This is a genomic window from Coprococcus comes ATCC 27758, assembly GCF_025149785.1.
Taxonomy (GTDB): Bacteria; Bacillota; Clostridia; order Lachnospirales; family Lachnospiraceae; genus Allocoprococcus; species Allocoprococcus comes.
Genome location: NZ_CP102277.1, coordinates 1,141,085 through 1,159,861, shown reverse-complemented (window position 1 = coordinate 1,159,861; position 18,777 = coordinate 1,141,085). Strand labels below are relative to the sequence as shown.

The following is an 18,777-nucleotide window of genomic DNA, read 5'->3' as shown; positions in this document are numbered from 1 at the left end:
AGAAAATTAATAAGTTACTACTCTGCTTTCAATGGCTTTTTGAGTAATACAATTCCCGCCATTGCTACGACAGCTCCTACAACCAATGCTATCAAAAACATCAATGGATTGTCAATAATTCCGATGACAAAAATTCCTCCATGCGGAGCTCTTGATCCGCATCCAAACATCATGGATAATGCGCCTGCTATTGCAGAACCAACTATACATGGCGGAATGATTCGAAGCGGATCAGATGCTGCAAATGGAATGGCTCCTTCTGTGATAAAAGAAAGTCCCATGATGTAGTTTGTGATACTTGTCTGCTGTTCACTCTTTGTGAAACGGTTTTTAAAAAATGTGGTGGCAAGTGCGATTGCGATCGGTGGAACCATACCTCCGATCATAACAGATGCCATAATATCAAACTGTCCACTTGCGATGGATGCCGTTCCAAATACATATGCCGCTTTGTTGAACGGTCCGCCAAAATCAATGGACATCATACCTGCAAGAACCGCTCCCAGAAGCATCTTGCTGGATTCTCCCATTCCGGAAAGGACATTATTCAGCCAGGTGTTAAATGCTCCAACCGGTGGGTTTACGATAAAGATCATAAATGCTGCCATGATCAGAATCCCAAAGAATGGATACAGAAGAACCGGTTTTGTCCCTTCCAGAGTTTTCGGAAGCTTGTCAAACAATTTCTTCAATCCGATCATCAGGTATCCTGCTGCAAATCCGGCGATCAGTGCACCGAAGAATCCGGATGAAATCCATGCGTCTTCTGCAAGAAATACAGAAGTTCCGGCTTTTGCAAGAAGTCCGCCTACAATACCAGGCATCAATGCCGGTCTGTCACCAATTGCCATTGCAATATAACCGGCAAGGATCGGGAACATCATCCCAAACGCTGTATTTCCAACGGTGTTGAAGAATTTTGCAAGTGGAGTTCCACTACCAAATGCTGCTGTACCTGCATTAGCACCGTCAACCAGAAAAGAAAGTGCGATCAGGATTCCACCGCCGATTACGAACGGAAGCATATGGGATACTCCATTCATCAGGCTCTTATAAATCTTGCGTCCGATGGTATCTCCGTCAGCTGACGCACCACCCTCTTCTGTTGCTCCACCCTTGCTGTGATAAACTGGAGCATTTCCACTCAAGGCACGTTCGATCAGCTCCTGTGCTTTGTTGATTCCGTCAGATACCTTTGTACTGATCAGCGGCTTGCCGTCAAATCTTGCCATTGCGACATCCTTGTCGGCTGCAATGATGATACAGTCGCAGGCAGCGATTTCTTCCGGTGTCAGTACGTTCTTGGCACCACCAGATCCATTTGTTTCTACCTTGATGGTAACTCCCATTTCTTTCGCTTTCTTTTCCAGACCTTCCGCCGCCATGTAAGTATGGGCGATACCGGTCGGGCATGCGGTAACTGCGAGGATCTGATACGGTTTTGCAGATGCATCCGCCGGAGCTTCTGCTTTTTCTTCTGCTTCTTCCGGGAATTTTTCTTTCTCGGCTGCATCAACATAAGCAAGAAATTCATCAACATCCTTTGCATGAAGCAGCTTGTTTCTGAAATCCTCATCCATCAGAAGCATGGACAGACGACTGAGTACTTCCAGATGTACATTGTCCTCTGTATTCGGTGCTGCGATCAGGAAAATAAGATATGCCGGTTCTCCGTCCAGAGAATCGTAATCTACACCCTCCGGAAGCACCATGGCTGCAAGTCCCGGTGCGCTTACTGCTTCAGTCTTGCCATGCGGGATTGCAATGCCTTCACCAATTCCTGTAGTTCCTTCTTCTTCTCGTTTGAAGACGGTTTCACGATAGGTGTCAATGTCATTGATGTTCCCGCCTTCTGCCATCAGATCGACCATTTCACGGATGACCTGCTCTTTGGAGTCTGCCTTGCCATCGAGGCAAATACTTTGCTTTTTGAGTAAGTCTGTAATCTTCATCTTGTCATTCCTCCCATTTGCTTTTATATATGGTACACTTCTGCCGGTTCTCCAAGAAGTGCAACAATCTCATCTCTTGTAGCGAGCCACGAACAGAATGCCGAAGCGCTTCCTGCCGCCACACCCAGGCGGAATGCTTTTTCCATATCTTTTGTATTCAGATATCCGGTAATAAATCCTGCCACCATAGAATCACCTGCGCCAACAGAATTGACAACCTTTCCTTTCGGAGGCATGGTCTCATAGACTTTTCCATCCTTTGTCACAAGGATCGCTCCGTCACCTGCCATGGATACCAGTACATGCTGTGCTCCAAGTGCCTGTAACTTCTTCGCATAAATGATGATGTCTTCTTTTCTCTTCAGTTCTACGTTAAACATCTCACCTAACTCATGGTTGTTCGGTTTGATCAGGAACGGATGATATTTCATAACTTTTAAAAGAAGATCCTTGGTTGCATCCACTACAAAACGGATTTCTTTTCCGGAAAGTCTCTCCAGGATTCTCTCATAAATATCTTCCGGCAGAGTATTCGGAATACTTCCTGCAAGGATCAGTACATCGCCTTCTTCCAGCTTATCCAACTTTTCATATAATGCCTGAATTGCTTCTTCTGTGATAACCGGTCCCTGTCCGTTGATCTCAGTCTCAGTTCCTGCATTGATCTTTACATTGATTCGGCTATTACCTTCTTTTAACGGGATAAAATCTGTCTCACATCCGAACTCTTCCAGCATCTTTTCCAGTACATCTCCGGTAAATCCTGCCTTGAATCCAAGCGCTTTGCTCTTAAGTCCCAGATTGGAAAGAATCACAGATACATTGTTTCCTTTTCCTCCCGGATAGATATGTTCGCTTGTTGTCCGGTTGATCTCTCCCGGGATCAGCTGATCTGCCTGTACCACATAGTCCAAAGACGGGTTAAATGTCACTGTGTAAATCATTATTTTGCAACCTCCACAATATTTTTATATTTGTTAAATGTAGCATCCTTAAGCTTTGTTGTAATGATGTCCACTGCATCCAGTTCTGAAAATGTTACCGGTGCTACCTGACCGAATTTGGTTGAATCTGCAAGGATGTAAGCCTTTGCGCTTCTTAAGATTGCCATCTCTTTGATCGCAGCCTCCCGGATATCCGGTGTGGTGCATCCACTCTCTATATGAATCCCATTGGTTCCGAAGAATCCTTTTGTGAAATGGTATCTTCCCAGGGTTTTCATTGCTTCCTCTCCGACCAGTGCCAGCGTTGCTTCTTTTAATTCCCCACCGATCAGATAAACTATACATCCTTTCTGTGTCAGCTTCTTCGCATGCATGATTCCGTTTGTCACATACACAGCGTCCTGCTCTGTCAGAAAATCAATCAGAAAATCAGTGGTTGTCCCTGCATCGATATAGACGAAATCATCTTTTTCAATCAAAGATGATGCATACTTTCCGATCTGCACCTTTTCATCAATGTTCAGATCCTGTCTGACTGCAACAGATTCGTCTCTGGTGTACTGCGCCATATTGACTGCGGTTGCACCACCATGTACCTTGATCAGCTTTCCTTTTTTATGAAGTGTTGTCAGATCTCTTCGTATCGTTGACTCTGACATATCCAGAAGCTCGGTCAGTTCCTGAACAGTGATTGTCTTGTGTTCATTCACTAATTTCAGAATTTCACTGAATCTTTCTTCTGCAAGCACTTATCTCACCTCCATTTCGACTGGTTATGACTGATTTATTCAATTGTATTTTATATTTCAGTCATTTTCAATCATTTGTTTTCTTTTTCATTCATCTTTAGTTTTAATATATCGCCTTTTTCAGTCAAAGTCAATCATTTTCAGCCATAAATAACTACCAAAAAAATAGGGATGATTTTGTGCATTTTTATGGGTGTGGAATCGGTGGTGCCAGAGTTCCGACTTGTGTTTCATCTCCATTGCACTCAACGGAATTGGAAATGGATATAGTCGGAACGGAACTCTGGCTTCTACGTTACTGGTAAAATGCAGCAAAAGGCTTTGTTTAACCTAACCAAATGCAAATTTATACTTTTCTCTTATATGCAAAAAAGCCAAAGCACTTTTTTAAGTTATATTGAATGATAACTTATCTTTAAGTACTTTGACTTTTTATTTAGGCAAAATCAAACAGGGATAACTGATTGGTCTCCGGGAGGTCGCCCAGCAAACCCATATCTGCCATCAAGTCAACCAATGTCTTGCTGACTTTTGTTCTCTGACGGAAATCGTCTTTAGAGAGGTATGGTCCGTCTTTAGCGGCAATTTCCATAGCCTCGGCGGCTTTATCGCCCATGCCGTCAATGGTGTTGAACGGTGGAAGGAGCTTATCGCCGACGATCTGGAACTTGGATGCTTTGGATTTGTAGATATCGATCGGTAAAAAATCAAATCCTCTGGCATACATTTCCAGTACATTTTTCATATCTTTTAAGGTATCCTGATCTTTTTTACTGAGCTGATTGAGTTCTGCTCTTCTTTTATATTCTTTCATATGGTAGAGAAGTTTTTCTTTTCCCTGTCCCATCAGTTCGTAAGAAAATGCAGATGCACGGATTCCGAAGTATGCCGCATAATAGGCAAGCGGATAATTGATCTTGCAGTAGGCAATCCGGTATGCCATCATGACATAAGCTGCAGCATGGGCTTTCGGGAACATGTATTTGATCCGCTCACAGGACCAGATATACCATTCCGGCACGTCATGCTCCAGCATATCTTTTTTAAACTGTGACCACTCTTTACATTTTCCTTTTGCGACGGTTCCTTTACGCACACGTTCCATGATTGTGAAGGATTCTTCACTTTCAACACCTTTGTTGATCAGATAAGTCATGATATCATCACGGGTACAGATTGCCGTGGAAATGGTTGCCTTTCCTTCTTCAATCAGAGTCTGTGCATTGTTCAGCCACACATCTGTTCCATGAGACAGACCTGAAATACGGATCAGGTCCGAAAGTGTCTTTGGCTTGGTATCAATTACCATCTGGATAACAAAATCTGTACCAAACTCCGGGACTCCCAGACAACCAAGCGGACATCCGTCAATGTCCTCCGGTGTGATACCGAGCACCTCTGTTCCTGCAAAAAGTCCCATTACACCTGGATCATCCAATGGAATATCAGTCGCTTTAAATACATTATTCACTCCATCGTATTTATTGTCCATCGCATCGGAATTGATCAGCTCTTCCAGCGTTTTGATCATGGTCGGATCATCGTGTCCGAGAATATCCAATTTCAAAAGGTTGTGGTCGATGGAATGATAATCAAAATGAGTGGTGATAATATCGGTCGTCATATCATTTGCCGGATGCTGGATTGGAGTGAAAGAGTTAATGTCCTCTCCATGCGGAAGAACCACAATTCCCCCCGGATGCTGTCCGGTACTTCGGCGGATTCCGGTACAGCCAGCTACGATACGATCGATCTCGCAATTTCGCTTACGGTCACCACGCTCCTCATAATAATTCTTCACATATCCATAAGCCGTCTTTTCTGCAAGTGCGGCAATGGTTCCGGCACGGAAGGTCTGACCTTTTCCGAAAATAACCTCCGTATACTTATGCGCTTTACTCTGGTAATCTCCGGAGAAGTTCAGGTCGATATCCGGCTCTTTGTTTCCCTTGAATCCAAGGAAAGTCTCAAATGGAATATCAAATCCGTCTTTGACCAGCTTCTGTCCACAGACCGGACAGTTCTTATCCGGCATATCGTGTCCACAGCCACCCACATATTTTTTCACTTCTTCCGAATCAAAATCACTATAGTGGCAATTGCTGCAATAGTAATGTGGAACCAGAGGATTGACCTCCGTGATTCCTGCCATAGTTGCAACGAATGAAGATCCTACCGAACCACGGGATCCTACCAGGTAACCATCCTCGTTGGATTTCCATACCAGCTTCTGCGCAATGATATACATAACCGCAAATCCATTGGAAATGATGGAATTCAGTTCTCTTTCCAGTCGTTCATGTACGATCTCCGGAAGGGGATCCCCGTACATAGAATGGGCTTTATTATAACAGATATCTCGCAGCATCTGGTCGGAATTCTCAATAACCGGAGGACACTTATCCGGGCGGACCGGAGAAATCTTCTCGATCATATCCGCGATCAGATTGGTGTTCCTGATCACAACTTCATACGCTTTTTCCGAACCAAGGTAGGCAAATTCATCCAGCATTTCCTCCGTTGTACGAAGGTATAGTGGTGCCTGCTTATCGGCATCTCCAAATCCTTTTCCTGCCATGATGATCCGGCGGTATACCTCATCTTCCGGATCCATGAAATGTACGTCACAGGTTCCCACGACCGGTTTGTGGAACTGCTCCCCAAGATGCACGATCTTCTGGTTCAGATCCATGATATCTTCCATAGAATTGACCGAAGTTACTTTGTCACTCTCTACCATAAATGCATTGTTTCCAAGCGGCTGGATTTCCAGATAGTCATAAAAATCCACGATCTTCGCGATCGTCTCATCCGGCTTTCCATCCAGAAGTGCACGGTAAAGCTCTCCGGCTTCGCAGGCACTTCCCACGATCAGACCTTCCCGGTGCTCATTTAGCACACTTTTCGGGATACGGGGTCTGCGATTATAGTAAACCAGATGGGATGCAGAAACAAGCTGATACAAATTCACACGACCAATGTCATTTCTTGCAAGAATAATGACATGATAAGTCGGAAGCTTTTTAATAGAATCCGGGTTCAGATCCCCAAATTCATTAACTTTTGCAAGCGTTGTCAGTTCCCGTTCTTTAAGCATCTGCACAAATTTCACAAAGATTTCTGCCGTGCAGCCTGCATCATCAACTGCGCGGTGATGATTCTCCAGGGAAATATTTAAAGCTTTTGCAACGGTATCCAGCTTGAAACGGTTCAGTGCCGGAAGAAGGACACGGGCAAGTGCAACGGTATCTACATAAGTAAAATCAGCCTCAATCTTCTGCCTTTTGCAGTTCTGCTCGATAAATCCCACATCAAAAGAAGCATTATGCGCCACCAGAACCGCATCGCCAATAAATTCTATAAACTGCGGCAAGATCGTCTCAATATCCGGCGAATCGATGACCATCTCATCGGTGATGCTGGTAAGTTCCGTGATACGGAACGGGATCGGACGTTTCGGATTGACAAAGGTACTGAACTTATCTGTAATCTTACCGTCTTCCACTTTTACCGCGCCAATCTCGATGATCCGGTCAGTCACAGCGGAAAAACCGGTTGTCTCGATATCGAATACCACGTAAGTGCCTTCCAGGTCCTGTCCTTTTTCGTTCTCTGCGATCTTAGTCAGATCATCTACCAGATATCCTTCCACTCCATAAATAACTTTAAATGGATCATCCTTATCCAGATCCTCGATCACATGATTGGCATCGGTAAACCCCTGCACCACACCATGATCGGTGATTGCAATCGCCGGGTGCCCCCAGTCATGTGCTCGCTTTACCAGATCTTTTGCCTCGGAAACACCATCCATATCGCTCATCTTGGTATGGCAGTGAAGCTCCACGCGTTTTTCCGGATACTTGTCTTTTCTTGTTACACGGAAATCCGAAGTTTTGCGGATTCCGGTTACAGAACCAATGGTCAGCTCTCCATCAAATTTATCAATCGTCGTAACTCCTTTGATTTTCAGAAATACACCTTTTTTAATCTCCGCAAGCAGATCCGGGAGCTGGTCATTGCGTGTAAACATCTTGACCATGATCGTGTCGGTAAAGTCGGTCACGGCAAACATGACGATTGTCTTTTCGTTCCGGATCTCACGGGTATCAAAGCTGATCACCTGTCCCCGGAAAGTAATCTCACCCATCTCTCCGGTAACTGTCTTCAGCTCGATCGGCATATCGTCAAAGTCCCGTCCATAAATTACGTTCGGGTCATCGGAGCGCTTGAGCGGATAATCCCGACGCACAAAGCTTCCCTTGCCACTTTTGAACCCACTGGACTTTCCTGCAAATTCCTGCTTTTTCGGAGTCTCCGGTTTCTTCTGTTCCTGTTTATTCTGCGTACTTGATGCATCTGCTTCTTTAGCGGCATCTTCTGCTTTTTCCGCTTTCTTCTTTGATACGCCTTCCGTTTCTTTTGCTTTTACCGCCTCTTCCGTGGCATGCTGTGCCTGCAGCTTCTGATTCCTTTCCCTGATCGCATCTACTTCCTGCTGAAGCTGCATTTCATTGAATTTCTTGTATTTGCTCTCTCCTACTTCTTCATAATCAATTTCTACATCCACCGGCACGTGGAAACGGTTCTCAAAGACATCCTTCAGATAGCTGGTGATCTCGCTGGTCTTTCCCTCTGCAACAATCGTGTCCGCCATAGTCAGACACATAGTACGCTCCCCTTCGAAGCGGCACTTTGCCTTCTGGAACATATTTTTCTCCAGCACACTTTTCTGCTCCAGCTCAAAAAGAATACTCTCCTTGTAGGCATGCATCAGGTTCTCCGGCGTATACTGCTCGGAAAGCCGGTATTCCTCGATGATCGTCACCGGAATATTTCCCTGCGAAAACAGCTGTTCCTCAATCTGGTTCTCCACATAACATACCGTCTTCTTCGGGATCAGATGGGTACTGTAAATATAAACCTTGATATGATTTCTGGCTGAAGTGGAGGTGATTTTCGTCACCTCCACCTTTTCAAACAACATATGGCTGTCGTTATCAATATTCAATGTTGGAAACACATCAAAAAATAGCTTTGTCATCTTCTATTCGCCCCAATGTTCCAGTTCATTACGAAGTGCATCTAAAAGTTCATCCTCTTTTACCTTGCGGATGATCTCTCCTTTTTTGATCAGAAGTCCTTCCCCAATTCCCCCTGCGATTCCAAGATCAGCCTCTCTTGCTTCTCCAGGACCGTTTACCACGCATCCCATCACTGCAACCTTGATATCAAGCGGATATTCAGCAACCATCGTCTCTACTTTATTGGCAAGTCCGATCAGATCAATCTTGGTACGTCCACAGGTCGGGCAGGATACAACTTCAATTCCTCCTTTTCTAAGTCCCAGTGCTTTCAGGATCAGTTTTGCACTCTTGATCTCTTCTAATGGATCCCCTGTCAGCGATACACGAATCGTATCTCCGATTCCCTGATAAAGGATGATTCCAAGTCCTACTGAAGATTTAATATTGCCTGAAAGCAGCGTCCCGGACTCGGTGATTCCCACATGCAACGGATACGGGCATTTCTTTGCGATCAGCTCATGCGCTTTTACACACATCATGACATCTGAAGACTTAATACTGACCACCAGATTGTCATAGCCCATGTTCTCAATCATGTGTACCTTGTCAAGTGCACTTTCCACGATTCCCTCTGCAGTCACGCCACCATATTTTTCCAGAAGGTTCTTCTCCAGCGAACCACTGTTCACCCCGACACGGATCGGAATCTCGTATTCTTTTGCTTTCTCCACAACCGCACGGACTCTGTCCTCACTTCCGATATTTCCCGGATTGATACGGATTTTATCTGCACCGTTTTCAATTGCAGCGATCGCAAGACGATAATCAAAATGTATATCTGCAACCAGTGGAATATGGATTTGTTTCTTAATCTCTTGTAAAGCCTGTGCTGCTTCCATATTCGGAACTGCACAGCGGATAATCTCGCATCCTGCCTTTTCCAGAGCAAGAATCTGTGCAACTGTAGATTCCACGTCCTCTGTCTTTGTATTTGTCATGGACTGGATCGCTACCGGATTGCCTCCACCGATCTTTCTTCCTCCGATATTTATTACTTTTGTCTCCTTCCTTGTCATCTGCTTTTAACCTCCTGTTCTCACACAAAACCCTCTGCCTGCGGACTTTCGTGCCCACAGAGAGAGGGTTCTCTTTATTTGTCTGCTTTTTCAAAAATCATCTGGTCCCCATAATCCCACTCGGTAAGTGTAAGCTCGGTTCCGTCCACACTGTAATTGAATGTAGTGAGTACAGAATTGATCGCCTGCTCTACTTCCGATGCAGTTACATTATCACCAAGTTCTTTCGCTGTCTCATCCAGCTCTTCCTGCTTTACAGTAAATGTAATCTGCTTTGCCTTGATATCCAGTGTATATCCAAGTTCCACATCCACATCCTTACCATCGATCAGGTGCTTCCAGTCAAGCTCTGCTTCATTATGGTCATCTACTTCCAGTATCATATCACTCTCATCATGCTTCCACTTTCCTTCCAGCGGATTTCCGAAAAATCCCTGGTAAATGAAATATCCAGCCACGATAATGATCAGAACGGTCGTAATTCCTGTCACATAGTTCCACACACGGCTTCTTTTATCTTCATCATTCTTTGCAATAATCATAGAATCAAGCCCTCCACATCATGTCAATCTTATAATTCATTATACGGGTTTTAACTTTCACTGTCAACGGGGACTGCAAAGAAGAAGATTCAATGTGACTGACGCCATAAAAATCTTATATTCAATTACTGAATATGCGGAAATACCGGTTTGAGTGCCGGATAAATCTGACGGAACTCCTGGTATCTCTTTTCGTATTTTTCAACCAGTTCTGCTTCCGGTTCTACGGTATCTACAATCTTAACCAGCTTGTCAGCTGCTGCTTCTACACTTTCGTATTCGCCGCATCCGACTGCTGCAAGGATTGCACCTCCAAGTGCCGGTCCTTCTTCGCTCTCGATGATATCCACTTTCAGGTTCATGATATTGGCGATCATCTTTCTCCAAAGAGGACTCTTTGCTCCACCACCGCAGATCTTGGTACGTTCAATCTTGATTCCAAGGCTTTTTGCAACTTCAAGGGAATCACGGAGTGCAAATACAACTCCTTCCAGTACTGCCTGCATCATATCTGCTCTTGTGGTATCCATCGTCATACCGGTAAAGGTAGCTCTTGCATATGGATCATTGTGCGGTGAACGCTCTCCCATCAGATATGGAAGATAGAACACATGGTTCTCACCTAGCTTTGTAATATCCTTCTGCTCTGCTGCAAAATCATCCGTGTGAAGAATCTCTTCTGCCCACCATTTATTGCAGGATGCAGCACTTAACATGCATCCCATCAGATGATAATGACCGTCTGCATGTGCAAAAGAATGCAGAGCATTGTTCTTATCTACGCCGAAGTTTGCACTGGAAATAAAGATGGTTCCGGATGTTCCAAGGGAAATGTTACATCTTCCGTCACCAACTGTTCCTGTTCCGACAGCTGCAGCTGCATTATCGCCTGCTCCTGCAATAATTTTTACATTTTCAGAAAGTCCGAGTTCTGCTGCTACTTCCGGCTTCAGACTTCCTACGACTTCGTAACTTTCATAAAGCTTCGGAAGCTGTTCTTCTGTTACGCCGCAGATGTCCATCATTTCTTTGGACCAGCATTTGTGTTCTACATCCATCAGAAGCATGCCGGATGCATCCGAATAATCAGAGCAGAAGCTTCCTGACAGGCAGTATGCCAGATAATCTTTTGGAAGCATGATTTTTGTGATCTTTGCAAAATTCTCCGGCTCATTTTTCTTTACCCACAGGATCTTCGGTGCGGTAAATCCAGTAAATGCAATGTTTGCTGTGTATTTAGAAAGCGTTTCTTTTCCGATCTCGTTATTCAGATAATCCGTCTCTTCTGTGGTACGTCCATCGTTCCAGAGAATTGCCGGGCGGATGACCTGGTCGTCTTTATCCAGAACGACCAGTCCGTGCATCTGTCCACCAAAGCCGATTCCTGCAACCTGGCTCTTATCACACTCAGAAGTCAGTTCTTTGATGCCTTCTACGGACTGGGTAAACCAGTCTTCCGGATGCTGTTCTGACCAGCCCGGATGTGGGAAGTATAATGGGTATTCTTTTGAAACAATTTTTTTGATGTCGCCTTTTTCATCCATTAACAGAAGTTTTACTGCGGATGTTCCAAGGTCTACGCCTATATAGAGCATAATGTTCCTCCTTGTTAGGGTTTTTATATCAACCTGACGGATTCGAGGGATTGTGACCAGATTATAGAAAATAAATATTGCATCTTCCAATCGGCAAAGCATTCCGATGAGCCTCTTAGGGCGGAAATTGTGTCAGCAATGGCTTCCACAATTTCTGAGTCTCATCTTCATTGCCTCAAATGGAATCTGCCATATTTATTTTCTATAATCTGGTCCTCAAGACATTGAACCGCCTGCTTGAAACATAAATCCTGTTTTTAATTCGTGTTTCTTTGTACTATAAAGGGGCGGGTTCATTCAGCCGCCCCTTACATGATTGTGTATAGTTTTAATTAGCCCCAAGGATTTTCTGTTGGGTAACGTACACCTTTTGGCTGGTTATAGCCGATTTCGTCTACCGGTACTCCGATGTATTTGAATACTTCGTAAAGTGCTTTTCCGTAATGTCCGAATGCTACGGCTCCGTGATGTGGGAAGTTCTTTTCGATCAGTACATGACGATAGAATCTGCCCATTTCCGGAATTGCGAAGATTCCGATTGCTCCGAAGGAACGTGTTGCTACCGGAAGGACTTCACCGTGTGCAATGTAAGCTCTCAGTACATTGTCTGATGTGCTCTGCAGACGGAAGAATGTGATATCTCCAGGTTTGATGTCTCCTTCAAGTGTTCCCTGTGTTACTTCAATCGGAAGAGATCTTGCCATGATCATCTGGTATTTCATCTCGCAGAATGAAAGTTTGGATGATGCAGTATTTCCACAGTGGAATCCCATGAATGTATCTTTCAGTGTGTAATCGAATTTGCCCTTAATGTCTTCTTCATAAAGGTCGGCCGGTACAGAGTTGTTAATATCAAGGAGTGTTACAGTGTCTTCACTTACAACTGTTCCGATGAATTCGCTAAGTGCTCCATAGATATCCACTTCGCAGGATACCGGAATTCCCTGTGCTGTCAGACGGCTGTTGACATAGCATGGTACAAATCCGAACTGTGTCTGGAATGCAGGCCAGCATTTTCCGGCGATTGCAACATATTTGCGGTATCCTCTGTGTTCTTCTACCCAGTCTTTAAGTGTCAGTTCATACTGAGCAAGTTTTGAAAGGATTTCCGGTTTCTTGTTACCGGCTCCAAGTTCTTCTTCCATCTCTTTTACAATTGCCGGAATTCTTTCATCTCCGGCATGTTTGTTAAATGCTTCAAACAGGTCAAGTTCTGAGTTTTCTTCAATCTCTACGCCGATATTGTAAAGTTGTTTGATCGGTGCATTACATGCAAGGAAATTCAGCGGTCTTGGTCCAAAGCTGATAATCTTCAAATTGTTAAGTCCGATGACTGCTCTTGCGATCGGTTCAAATTCATGGATCATATCTGCGCATTCTTCTGCTGTTCCAACCGGATATTCCGGAATATATGCTTTAATATTACGAAGCTTTAAGTTGTAGCTTGCATTTAACATACCGCAATATGCATCTCCACGTCCCTGGATCAGGTTATTGCCGCTTTCTTCTGCTGCTGCAACGAACATCTTTGGTCCATCAAAGTGTTTTGCAAGCAGAGTCTCTGAGATTTCCGGTCCGAAGTTTCCAAGATATACAACCAGTGCATTACATCCGGCTTTCTTGATATCTTCCAGAGCCTGTACCATATGGATCTCACTTTCTACGATACAGATCGGACATTCGTAAATATGTTCTTCTCCGTATTTTTCTTTGTAAGCTTTCATAAGTGCTTCTCTTCTTGATACAGAAAGGCTTTCCGGGAAGCAGTCACGGCTTACTGCAACAACTCCGATTTTAACTTCTGGCATGTTATTCATGATCTTTTCCTCCTAAACAAGGACTTTCGTCCGCTTATTTTGCAAGATCGATGTTCTCTCCTTTAAGACCACATACCGCACCTTCAATACCTGCTTCTTCGTGAGCAATAAGCCATTTATTTTTTGCTGTCAGAAGCTTGTCATCATAAGATTTTGTATGACAGGTCATCAGATCTGTGTTTGTTCCCTGTGGAAGAACAACGATTGCTTTGAATCCATTTCCATCCACTCCACATGGTGCATAGTGAAGGGTTGTTCCATAAATTTCAATTCCTGTTCCTGCCGGAACAAGAAAAGCCTCTACCTTTGATGTCTCATAGGTAAAATCAGATGCAATATCCTGCTCTGATCCAAGAAGTAAAATGATATCTGTAACTGCAACATTCACTTCTGAACTTCTGTGATATTCCAACGCATTCAGCTTGCTGTTATGACCATTACAATATCCGATCTGTATTGGAAGTTCTCCAAAAATTCTCATCTTCAGATCAATTACAGGTTCTGTCTTCTCCAGTTTGTTATCCGATGGCACATAAATAACCTCCTCCGGAAGTGGTGTCTGCTTCATTACCTTGATCATTTCTGTAAAATCATAGCCATCAACGATACGTCCATAACGTCTGAATTCTGGATCTGTTACATTTTTGATTTTCATTGTGTTTCTTCCTTCTTTCTTTTTATTTTAACAGGCGTGTTCAGTACCTGCTACCGAATACTTAGCCTGTTAACTGCACTTTCTTGTCTTTGTCAACTTTTTCTAACTCATTTTCTGATCCTCTGATTTCTGTCTCCGACGAAACTCACTGGGTCTTACTCCGTATTTTTTCTGAAATGCTTTTGCAAATGCCCTTCCATCTGCAAATCCATTATGCTCTGCGATCTCTTCTACCAATGCATCACTTCCGGTAAGCTCCCGGTATGCATATTCCAGACGAATGCCCTGTACATATTCTTTATAATTGATCTTCGCATATTTCCGAAACATCCGAGACAAATACGTGGGTGAATAACCGAAACTCTGCGCCACTCCTTCAAGTGAAAGATCTTCTTTGAAATTTTCTTTTATGTAACCGGTAATAGAAGAAAGCCGGTTCCTGTTCCTATGTTCACGCACAATTTCTTCACTGACATTCATCTTCCGATACTTCGTCACCATTAGATATAGCAATCTGTAAAAATAACTCTGTACTTGCAGCTCATATCCTATCTCTTTTTCCTGATATGTCGCATACATCTTCTCCACCAATTCTACTAGCTGCTCATCTTGTACTCTTTCCCTGTGGGTAAAACAGATAAACTGCTCATCCGTATAATACCGTTCAAATGTCTGAAGCGGCATCTGAAGTACAATGGTCTTATTCGGAAGTGACGCCGAAATCGAATGCAGTTCATTGGAATTAACGATCACAAAGGTTTTCTTATCCAGATGGATGTCTTCTTCATTGATATAAAAATCCAGTTTGCCTTCCAGCACAACAAACATCTCGATTGACCGGTGCCAGTGCTTTTCCCTGACATAATTTCCATCTTTCCCTTCAAACAAAAACATTCGAAAAGAAAGATCCTCATTTGGCAGAACCAGTTCATGTGAACCTTCCATCCTTTCCCCCTTTCTTTCTCCTGTCGGAATATAAACAGCATGATAACCACCATATGACAAACATTGGGTGATCATATACGCATCCCGCATATCTGTCTTTATTCTTACACTTTGCGGTGTAAGCATGGTTTTTGGTGCAAGTATCACACATTTTACTCCTGTGGCTGTTAGCTAGTTATAGAGTGAATATCCAAGACAGCCCGCCTCATATCCACACTGAATATCGTATTCATCATTCAACCCAAGTTTCATTTTCATATTTTCAATAAACAGCAGGATATTTTTATAATCCGATGTTACCTTGATTGTTTCAAATACACTGTCAGCCTCACCGATTATTGGTTCCATTGCGCATAATGTGTAATTTGTGGTATGGATATTCATGCCAATTTTTAGTATTCTTTTCATATGAGTGATCTCCTTTTGTATGCGGTAATCCTTGTTACCTTTGTTCTTATCAAATTCTAGTATACAGGTAAATCCACATTGCTACAAATGTGAGGTCACTTCATATTATCTATTATAACGCATTTTGCAAGGATCTGCATAGCTTCTTCGTATTTGTCCGACTCTACACCTGCGCAGGTCAGTAACAGCGTATGTCCTTCGGCTTCCCGGAATGTAAGACCTTCTTTTCGGGCTGCTTTTGCCACTTTCTTAACATCTGTTCCATTTGAAAATATAATTTGAACCATAAAACCGGCTTCCCCGATCTTTACATTTACTGTATCCCCAAATACCTTGTGGATACTCTCTGCAAGCTTTTCTGCCTTTGCCAGATGGATCTTCCTGGATTTACGGACCTGACTCGCCAGATGTCCGTCACGGATAAACTGTGTCAGTGCGATCTGCTCGGCCTTGGATGCAGTCTGATTGTAATTATTTTTTCTTTTTTCGTAAGTTTCCATCAGTTCCGGCGGCAGTATCATATAACTAATCCTGATAGACGGAAGCAGCATTTTGGAAAATGTTCCCAGATAAATGACATTTCTTCCTCCCGAAAGTCCCTGCAGAGACGGAACCGGTTTCTGAAAATATTTGAACTCACTGTTATAGTCATCTTCAATGATCAGAAAATGCTCTTTCTCAGCGCGTCCGACCAGTTCCAGTCTTTCCTGGATCGGCATCACCCCACCAAATCTTGTCATCTGTGATGGTGACACGTAATACATTCCAATCTCTTCTTCCGCACTTCCTGCAATCCGGTAGTTATGATCTTCAAAAACCGTCATTCCCTGTACAAACTCACTGTCCCTGAAAAATACGGTTCTCTTTTTATGATTCAGTGGGCACAGAATATGCAGAAGACTCTGTATACCGGCACCGATCACGATCTGATCCGGGCTGCAGATCACACTTCTGGTCTTCTGAATATATTCAGACAGTACTTCCCTGAATTCCTGTTCCCCCTGCGGTTCTCCATAAGAAAGCAGTCTCTCATCCTGACGCATTGCGCTCTTCATATATCTCCGCCATAATTCAAACCGGAAACTCTCTTTATCTACATTTGATGTTGCAAAATCATAGACAACCGGATTCTCCTGCTTCCTTACATGCCGGCTTGCAATCTTTCTGCCCTCTTCCTGCTTCTCGGCAATATCCGTCACATAATATCCACTCTGCGGTCTGGACACAATATAACCTTCTGCTGCCAGAAGCATATACGCATTCTCCATCGTCGTCCGGCTCATCTGCAGCTCGCTTGCACCTTTACGGATCGATGGAAGCTTTGTCTCTGACTTCATCTGCCCGGATAGAATCAGATTCCTGTAATAATGATACACTCTCAGATACCGGCAGTGTTCCTCATTCTGTAATTCCACTCTCATAACTGACCTCTAAAAAATATTTCTTTTTGTATATTTTACAAATGACACTTTTATTTTATTCTATATAAAACACATAAGAAATGCAAGAATTTTTCACTTTGTATTTCGGAAAGGATACTTCAATGATAAAACGAGTCGCTGTTATCAATGATCTGTCCGGTCTTGGTAAATGCTCTCTGACAGCTGCGATCCCGGTTCTTTCCGTCATGGGTGTGCAGGCCTGTCCTCTGCCAACGGCAGTTTTAACCAATCAGACCGGCTACGACAGCTATTACTGTACGGACTTTACCGACAAGATCGATCATTACACAGAAGAATGGCAAAAACGTGGTCTTACCCTGGATGCGATCAGTACCGGATATCTCGGCAGCGCAGATCAGGCGGAAAAAATCCTGAATTTCTGTGAGAAGTTCAGAACCCCTTCCACTCTGCTCTTTGTCGATCCGGTCATGGGAGATTCCGGTGTCAAATATGACATTTTCACTCCCAGACTCCAACAGCAGATGCAGAAGCTTGTATCCCATGCCGATGTGATCACGCCAAATCTTACCGAGCTGTGTCTTTTAACACACTCTGATTTTGCAGGGCTTACCAAGTATAAGGACGAACCGGATTATCTGGACCGGATTGCCCGGATTGCCGCTCCGTTGAAAGAAACGCAGATCCAGACGATCATCGTCACCGGTATTCTTTATCAGGCTCCTTCTGATGATACCGTAAAATATTACAATCTGGTTCTCGAGAACGACCAGATAAGCGTCATTTCCTCTGGAATTCACGGAGGAAGCTATTCTGGCACCGGTGACCTGCTCTCCGCTGTCGTATGTGCCTCGATGGTACAGGGAAAAAGTGCAGCTGCAGGCGTGGAAAAAGCATGCCGGTTTATCGAAAGATCTCTGATTGACACCGTTGCCGACCAGATTCCGCGCAATGATGGAATCAATTTTGAATCCCATCTTTCTATGCTGCTTGACTGACATTTACAAAATAAATAAAACCCAGGGAGGTAACTATCATGTCATCTACAACCATTAACAATCCGGAACCATCTGCAAATGCACTTTCTCATCAGAAAGTCTCCAGACTGACTTCAACAGCTCTTTTTGCAGCACTGATCTGTGTGACAACTGCTTATATTTTCCATATTCCATTTGGTGTAAATGGCGGATATGTACACATCGGAGATTCTCTGATCTATCTTGCCGCTGCATTCCTCCCAACACCATATGCCATGTTTGCTGGTGCAATCGGTGGTGCCATGGCAGATATCCTGACTGCCCCGGTATATGCACCTGCAACCTTCATCATCAAGATGCTGATCTCCCTTCCGATCACATGTAAAAAGGACAAGATCGTGAATGTACACAACTGTGTCGGCGTTGTTGTTGCCGCTGTAATTTCCTTTATTGGATATTATATCACAGATGTAATCCTGTTCGGAACCTGGGGTGCACTGATTCCTTCGATTGTAGGAACCCTTGCCCAGTCAGGCGGAAGTGCTGTGATCTTTATCATTCTTGGTTCCACTCTTGACAAAGCCGGTTTCAAGAATACAATGAAAAACAAATTTGGAATTTAGCCAAATATTTAATTATACGCAAATGACAGGTGGTTCTTGAATATCCGCCTGACTTTCAAAGAGGAGA

General features: G+C 43.7%; 14 protein-coding genes. 2 read left to right on the top strand and 12 right to left on the bottom strand.

Annotated features, from left to right (window positions below):
* Nucleotides 1-17: 17 nt before the first annotated feature.
* The 12 genes from NQ556_RS05690 to pdxR all read right to left on the bottom strand — a co-directional run bounded on the left by NQ556_RS05690 (nucleotide 18) and on the right by pdxR (nucleotide 17,131).
* Nucleotides 18-1,952: a PTS fructose transporter subunit IIABC gene (locus NQ556_RS05690; protein ID WP_008369515.1), complete on the bottom strand. Its 1,935-nt coding sequence runs from the start codon at nucleotides 1,950-1,952 to the stop codon at nucleotides 18-20.
* Between the two features lie 23 nt (nucleotides 1,953-1,975).
* Nucleotides 1,976-2,896: a 1-phosphofructokinase gene (gene pfkB, locus NQ556_RS05685; protein WP_008369517.1), complete on the bottom strand. Its 921-nt coding sequence runs from the start codon at nucleotides 2,894-2,896 to the stop codon at nucleotides 1,976-1,978.
* Nucleotides 2,896-3,645, bottom strand: coding sequence for a DeoR/GlpR family DNA-binding transcription regulator (locus NQ556_RS05680; RefSeq protein ID WP_008369518.1), 750 nt, complete (start codon nucleotides 3,643-3,645; stop codon nucleotides 2,896-2,898). The genes pfkB and NQ556_RS05680 overlap by 1 nt, the downstream gene beginning before the upstream one ends.
* Before the next feature lie 436 nt (nucleotides 3,646-4,081).
* Nucleotides 4,082-8,689 carry a PolC-type DNA polymerase III gene (locus tag NQ556_RS05675; protein WP_008369522.1) on the bottom strand — a complete coding sequence of 1,536 codons (4,608 nt, stop codon included), beginning with the start codon at nucleotides 8,687-8,689 and terminating at the stop codon, nucleotides 4,082-4,084.
* A 3-nt stretch (nucleotides 8,690-8,692) separates the two neighbouring features.
* A complete protein-coding gene (gene ispG / locus NQ556_RS05670) occupies nucleotides 8,693-9,748 on the bottom strand; it encodes a flavodoxin-dependent (E)-4-hydroxy-3-methylbut-2-enyl-diphosphate synthase (RefSeq protein WP_008369525.1) in 1,056 nt (351 codons plus the stop codon).
* A 74-nt stretch (nucleotides 9,749-9,822) separates the two neighbouring features.
* Entirely contained in the window at nucleotides 9,823-10,290 is a 468-nt protein-coding gene (locus NQ556_RS05665; protein WP_008369526.1) for a hypothetical protein, read from the bottom strand.
* Nucleotides 10,291-10,415: 125 nt separating this feature from the next.
* Nucleotides 10,416-11,885, bottom strand: coding sequence for a xylulokinase (gene xylB / locus NQ556_RS05660; protein ID WP_044998596.1), 1,470 nt, complete (start codon nucleotides 11,883-11,885; stop codon nucleotides 10,416-10,418).
* Nucleotides 11,886-12,217: 332 nt separating this feature from the next.
* Entirely contained in the window at nucleotides 12,218-13,702 is a 1,485-nt protein-coding gene (locus tag NQ556_RS05655) for an L-fucose/L-arabinose isomerase family protein (RefSeq protein WP_008369528.1), read from the bottom strand.
* Nucleotides 13,703-13,736: 34 nt separating this feature from the next.
* Nucleotides 13,737-14,357, bottom strand: coding sequence for a DUF4867 family protein (locus NQ556_RS05650; protein WP_204575883.1), 621 nt, complete (start codon nucleotides 14,355-14,357; stop codon nucleotides 13,737-13,739).
* 102 nt (nucleotides 14,358-14,459) lie between these two features.
* Nucleotides 14,460-15,302, bottom strand: a complete 843-nt coding sequence (locus tag NQ556_RS05645) for an AraC family transcriptional regulator (RefSeq protein WP_173690686.1) — start codon at nucleotides 15,300-15,302, stop codon at nucleotides 14,460-14,462.
* Between the two features lie 171 nt (nucleotides 15,303-15,473).
* Nucleotides 15,474-15,710 (bottom strand): hypothetical protein, encoded by a 237-nt coding sequence (locus tag NQ556_RS05640; RefSeq protein WP_008369532.1) that lies wholly within the window; start codon nucleotides 15,708-15,710, stop codon nucleotides 15,474-15,476.
* A gap of 95 nt (nucleotides 15,711-15,805) precedes the next feature.
* On the bottom strand, nucleotides 15,806-17,131 hold the full coding sequence (gene pdxR, locus NQ556_RS05635) for a MocR-like pyridoxine biosynthesis transcription factor PdxR (RefSeq protein WP_008369533.1): 1,326 nt from the start codon (nucleotides 17,129-17,131) through the stop codon (nucleotides 15,806-15,808).
* 122 nt (nucleotides 17,132-17,253) lie between these two features.
* Between pdxR and NQ556_RS05630 the strand changes: the two genes are divergently transcribed.
* Both NQ556_RS05630 and NQ556_RS05625 read left to right on the top strand, forming a co-directional pair.
* A complete protein-coding gene (locus NQ556_RS05630; protein WP_181974582.1) occupies nucleotides 17,254-18,108 on the top strand; it encodes a pyridoxamine kinase in 855 nt (284 codons plus the stop codon).
* 38 nt (nucleotides 18,109-18,146) lie between these two features.
* Complete coding sequence (locus NQ556_RS05625; protein WP_008369536.1) at nucleotides 18,147-18,710, top strand: TIGR04002 family protein; 564 nt, start codon at nucleotides 18,147-18,149, stop codon at nucleotides 18,708-18,710.
* The last annotated feature ends 67 nt before the right edge of the window (nucleotides 18,711-18,777 follow it).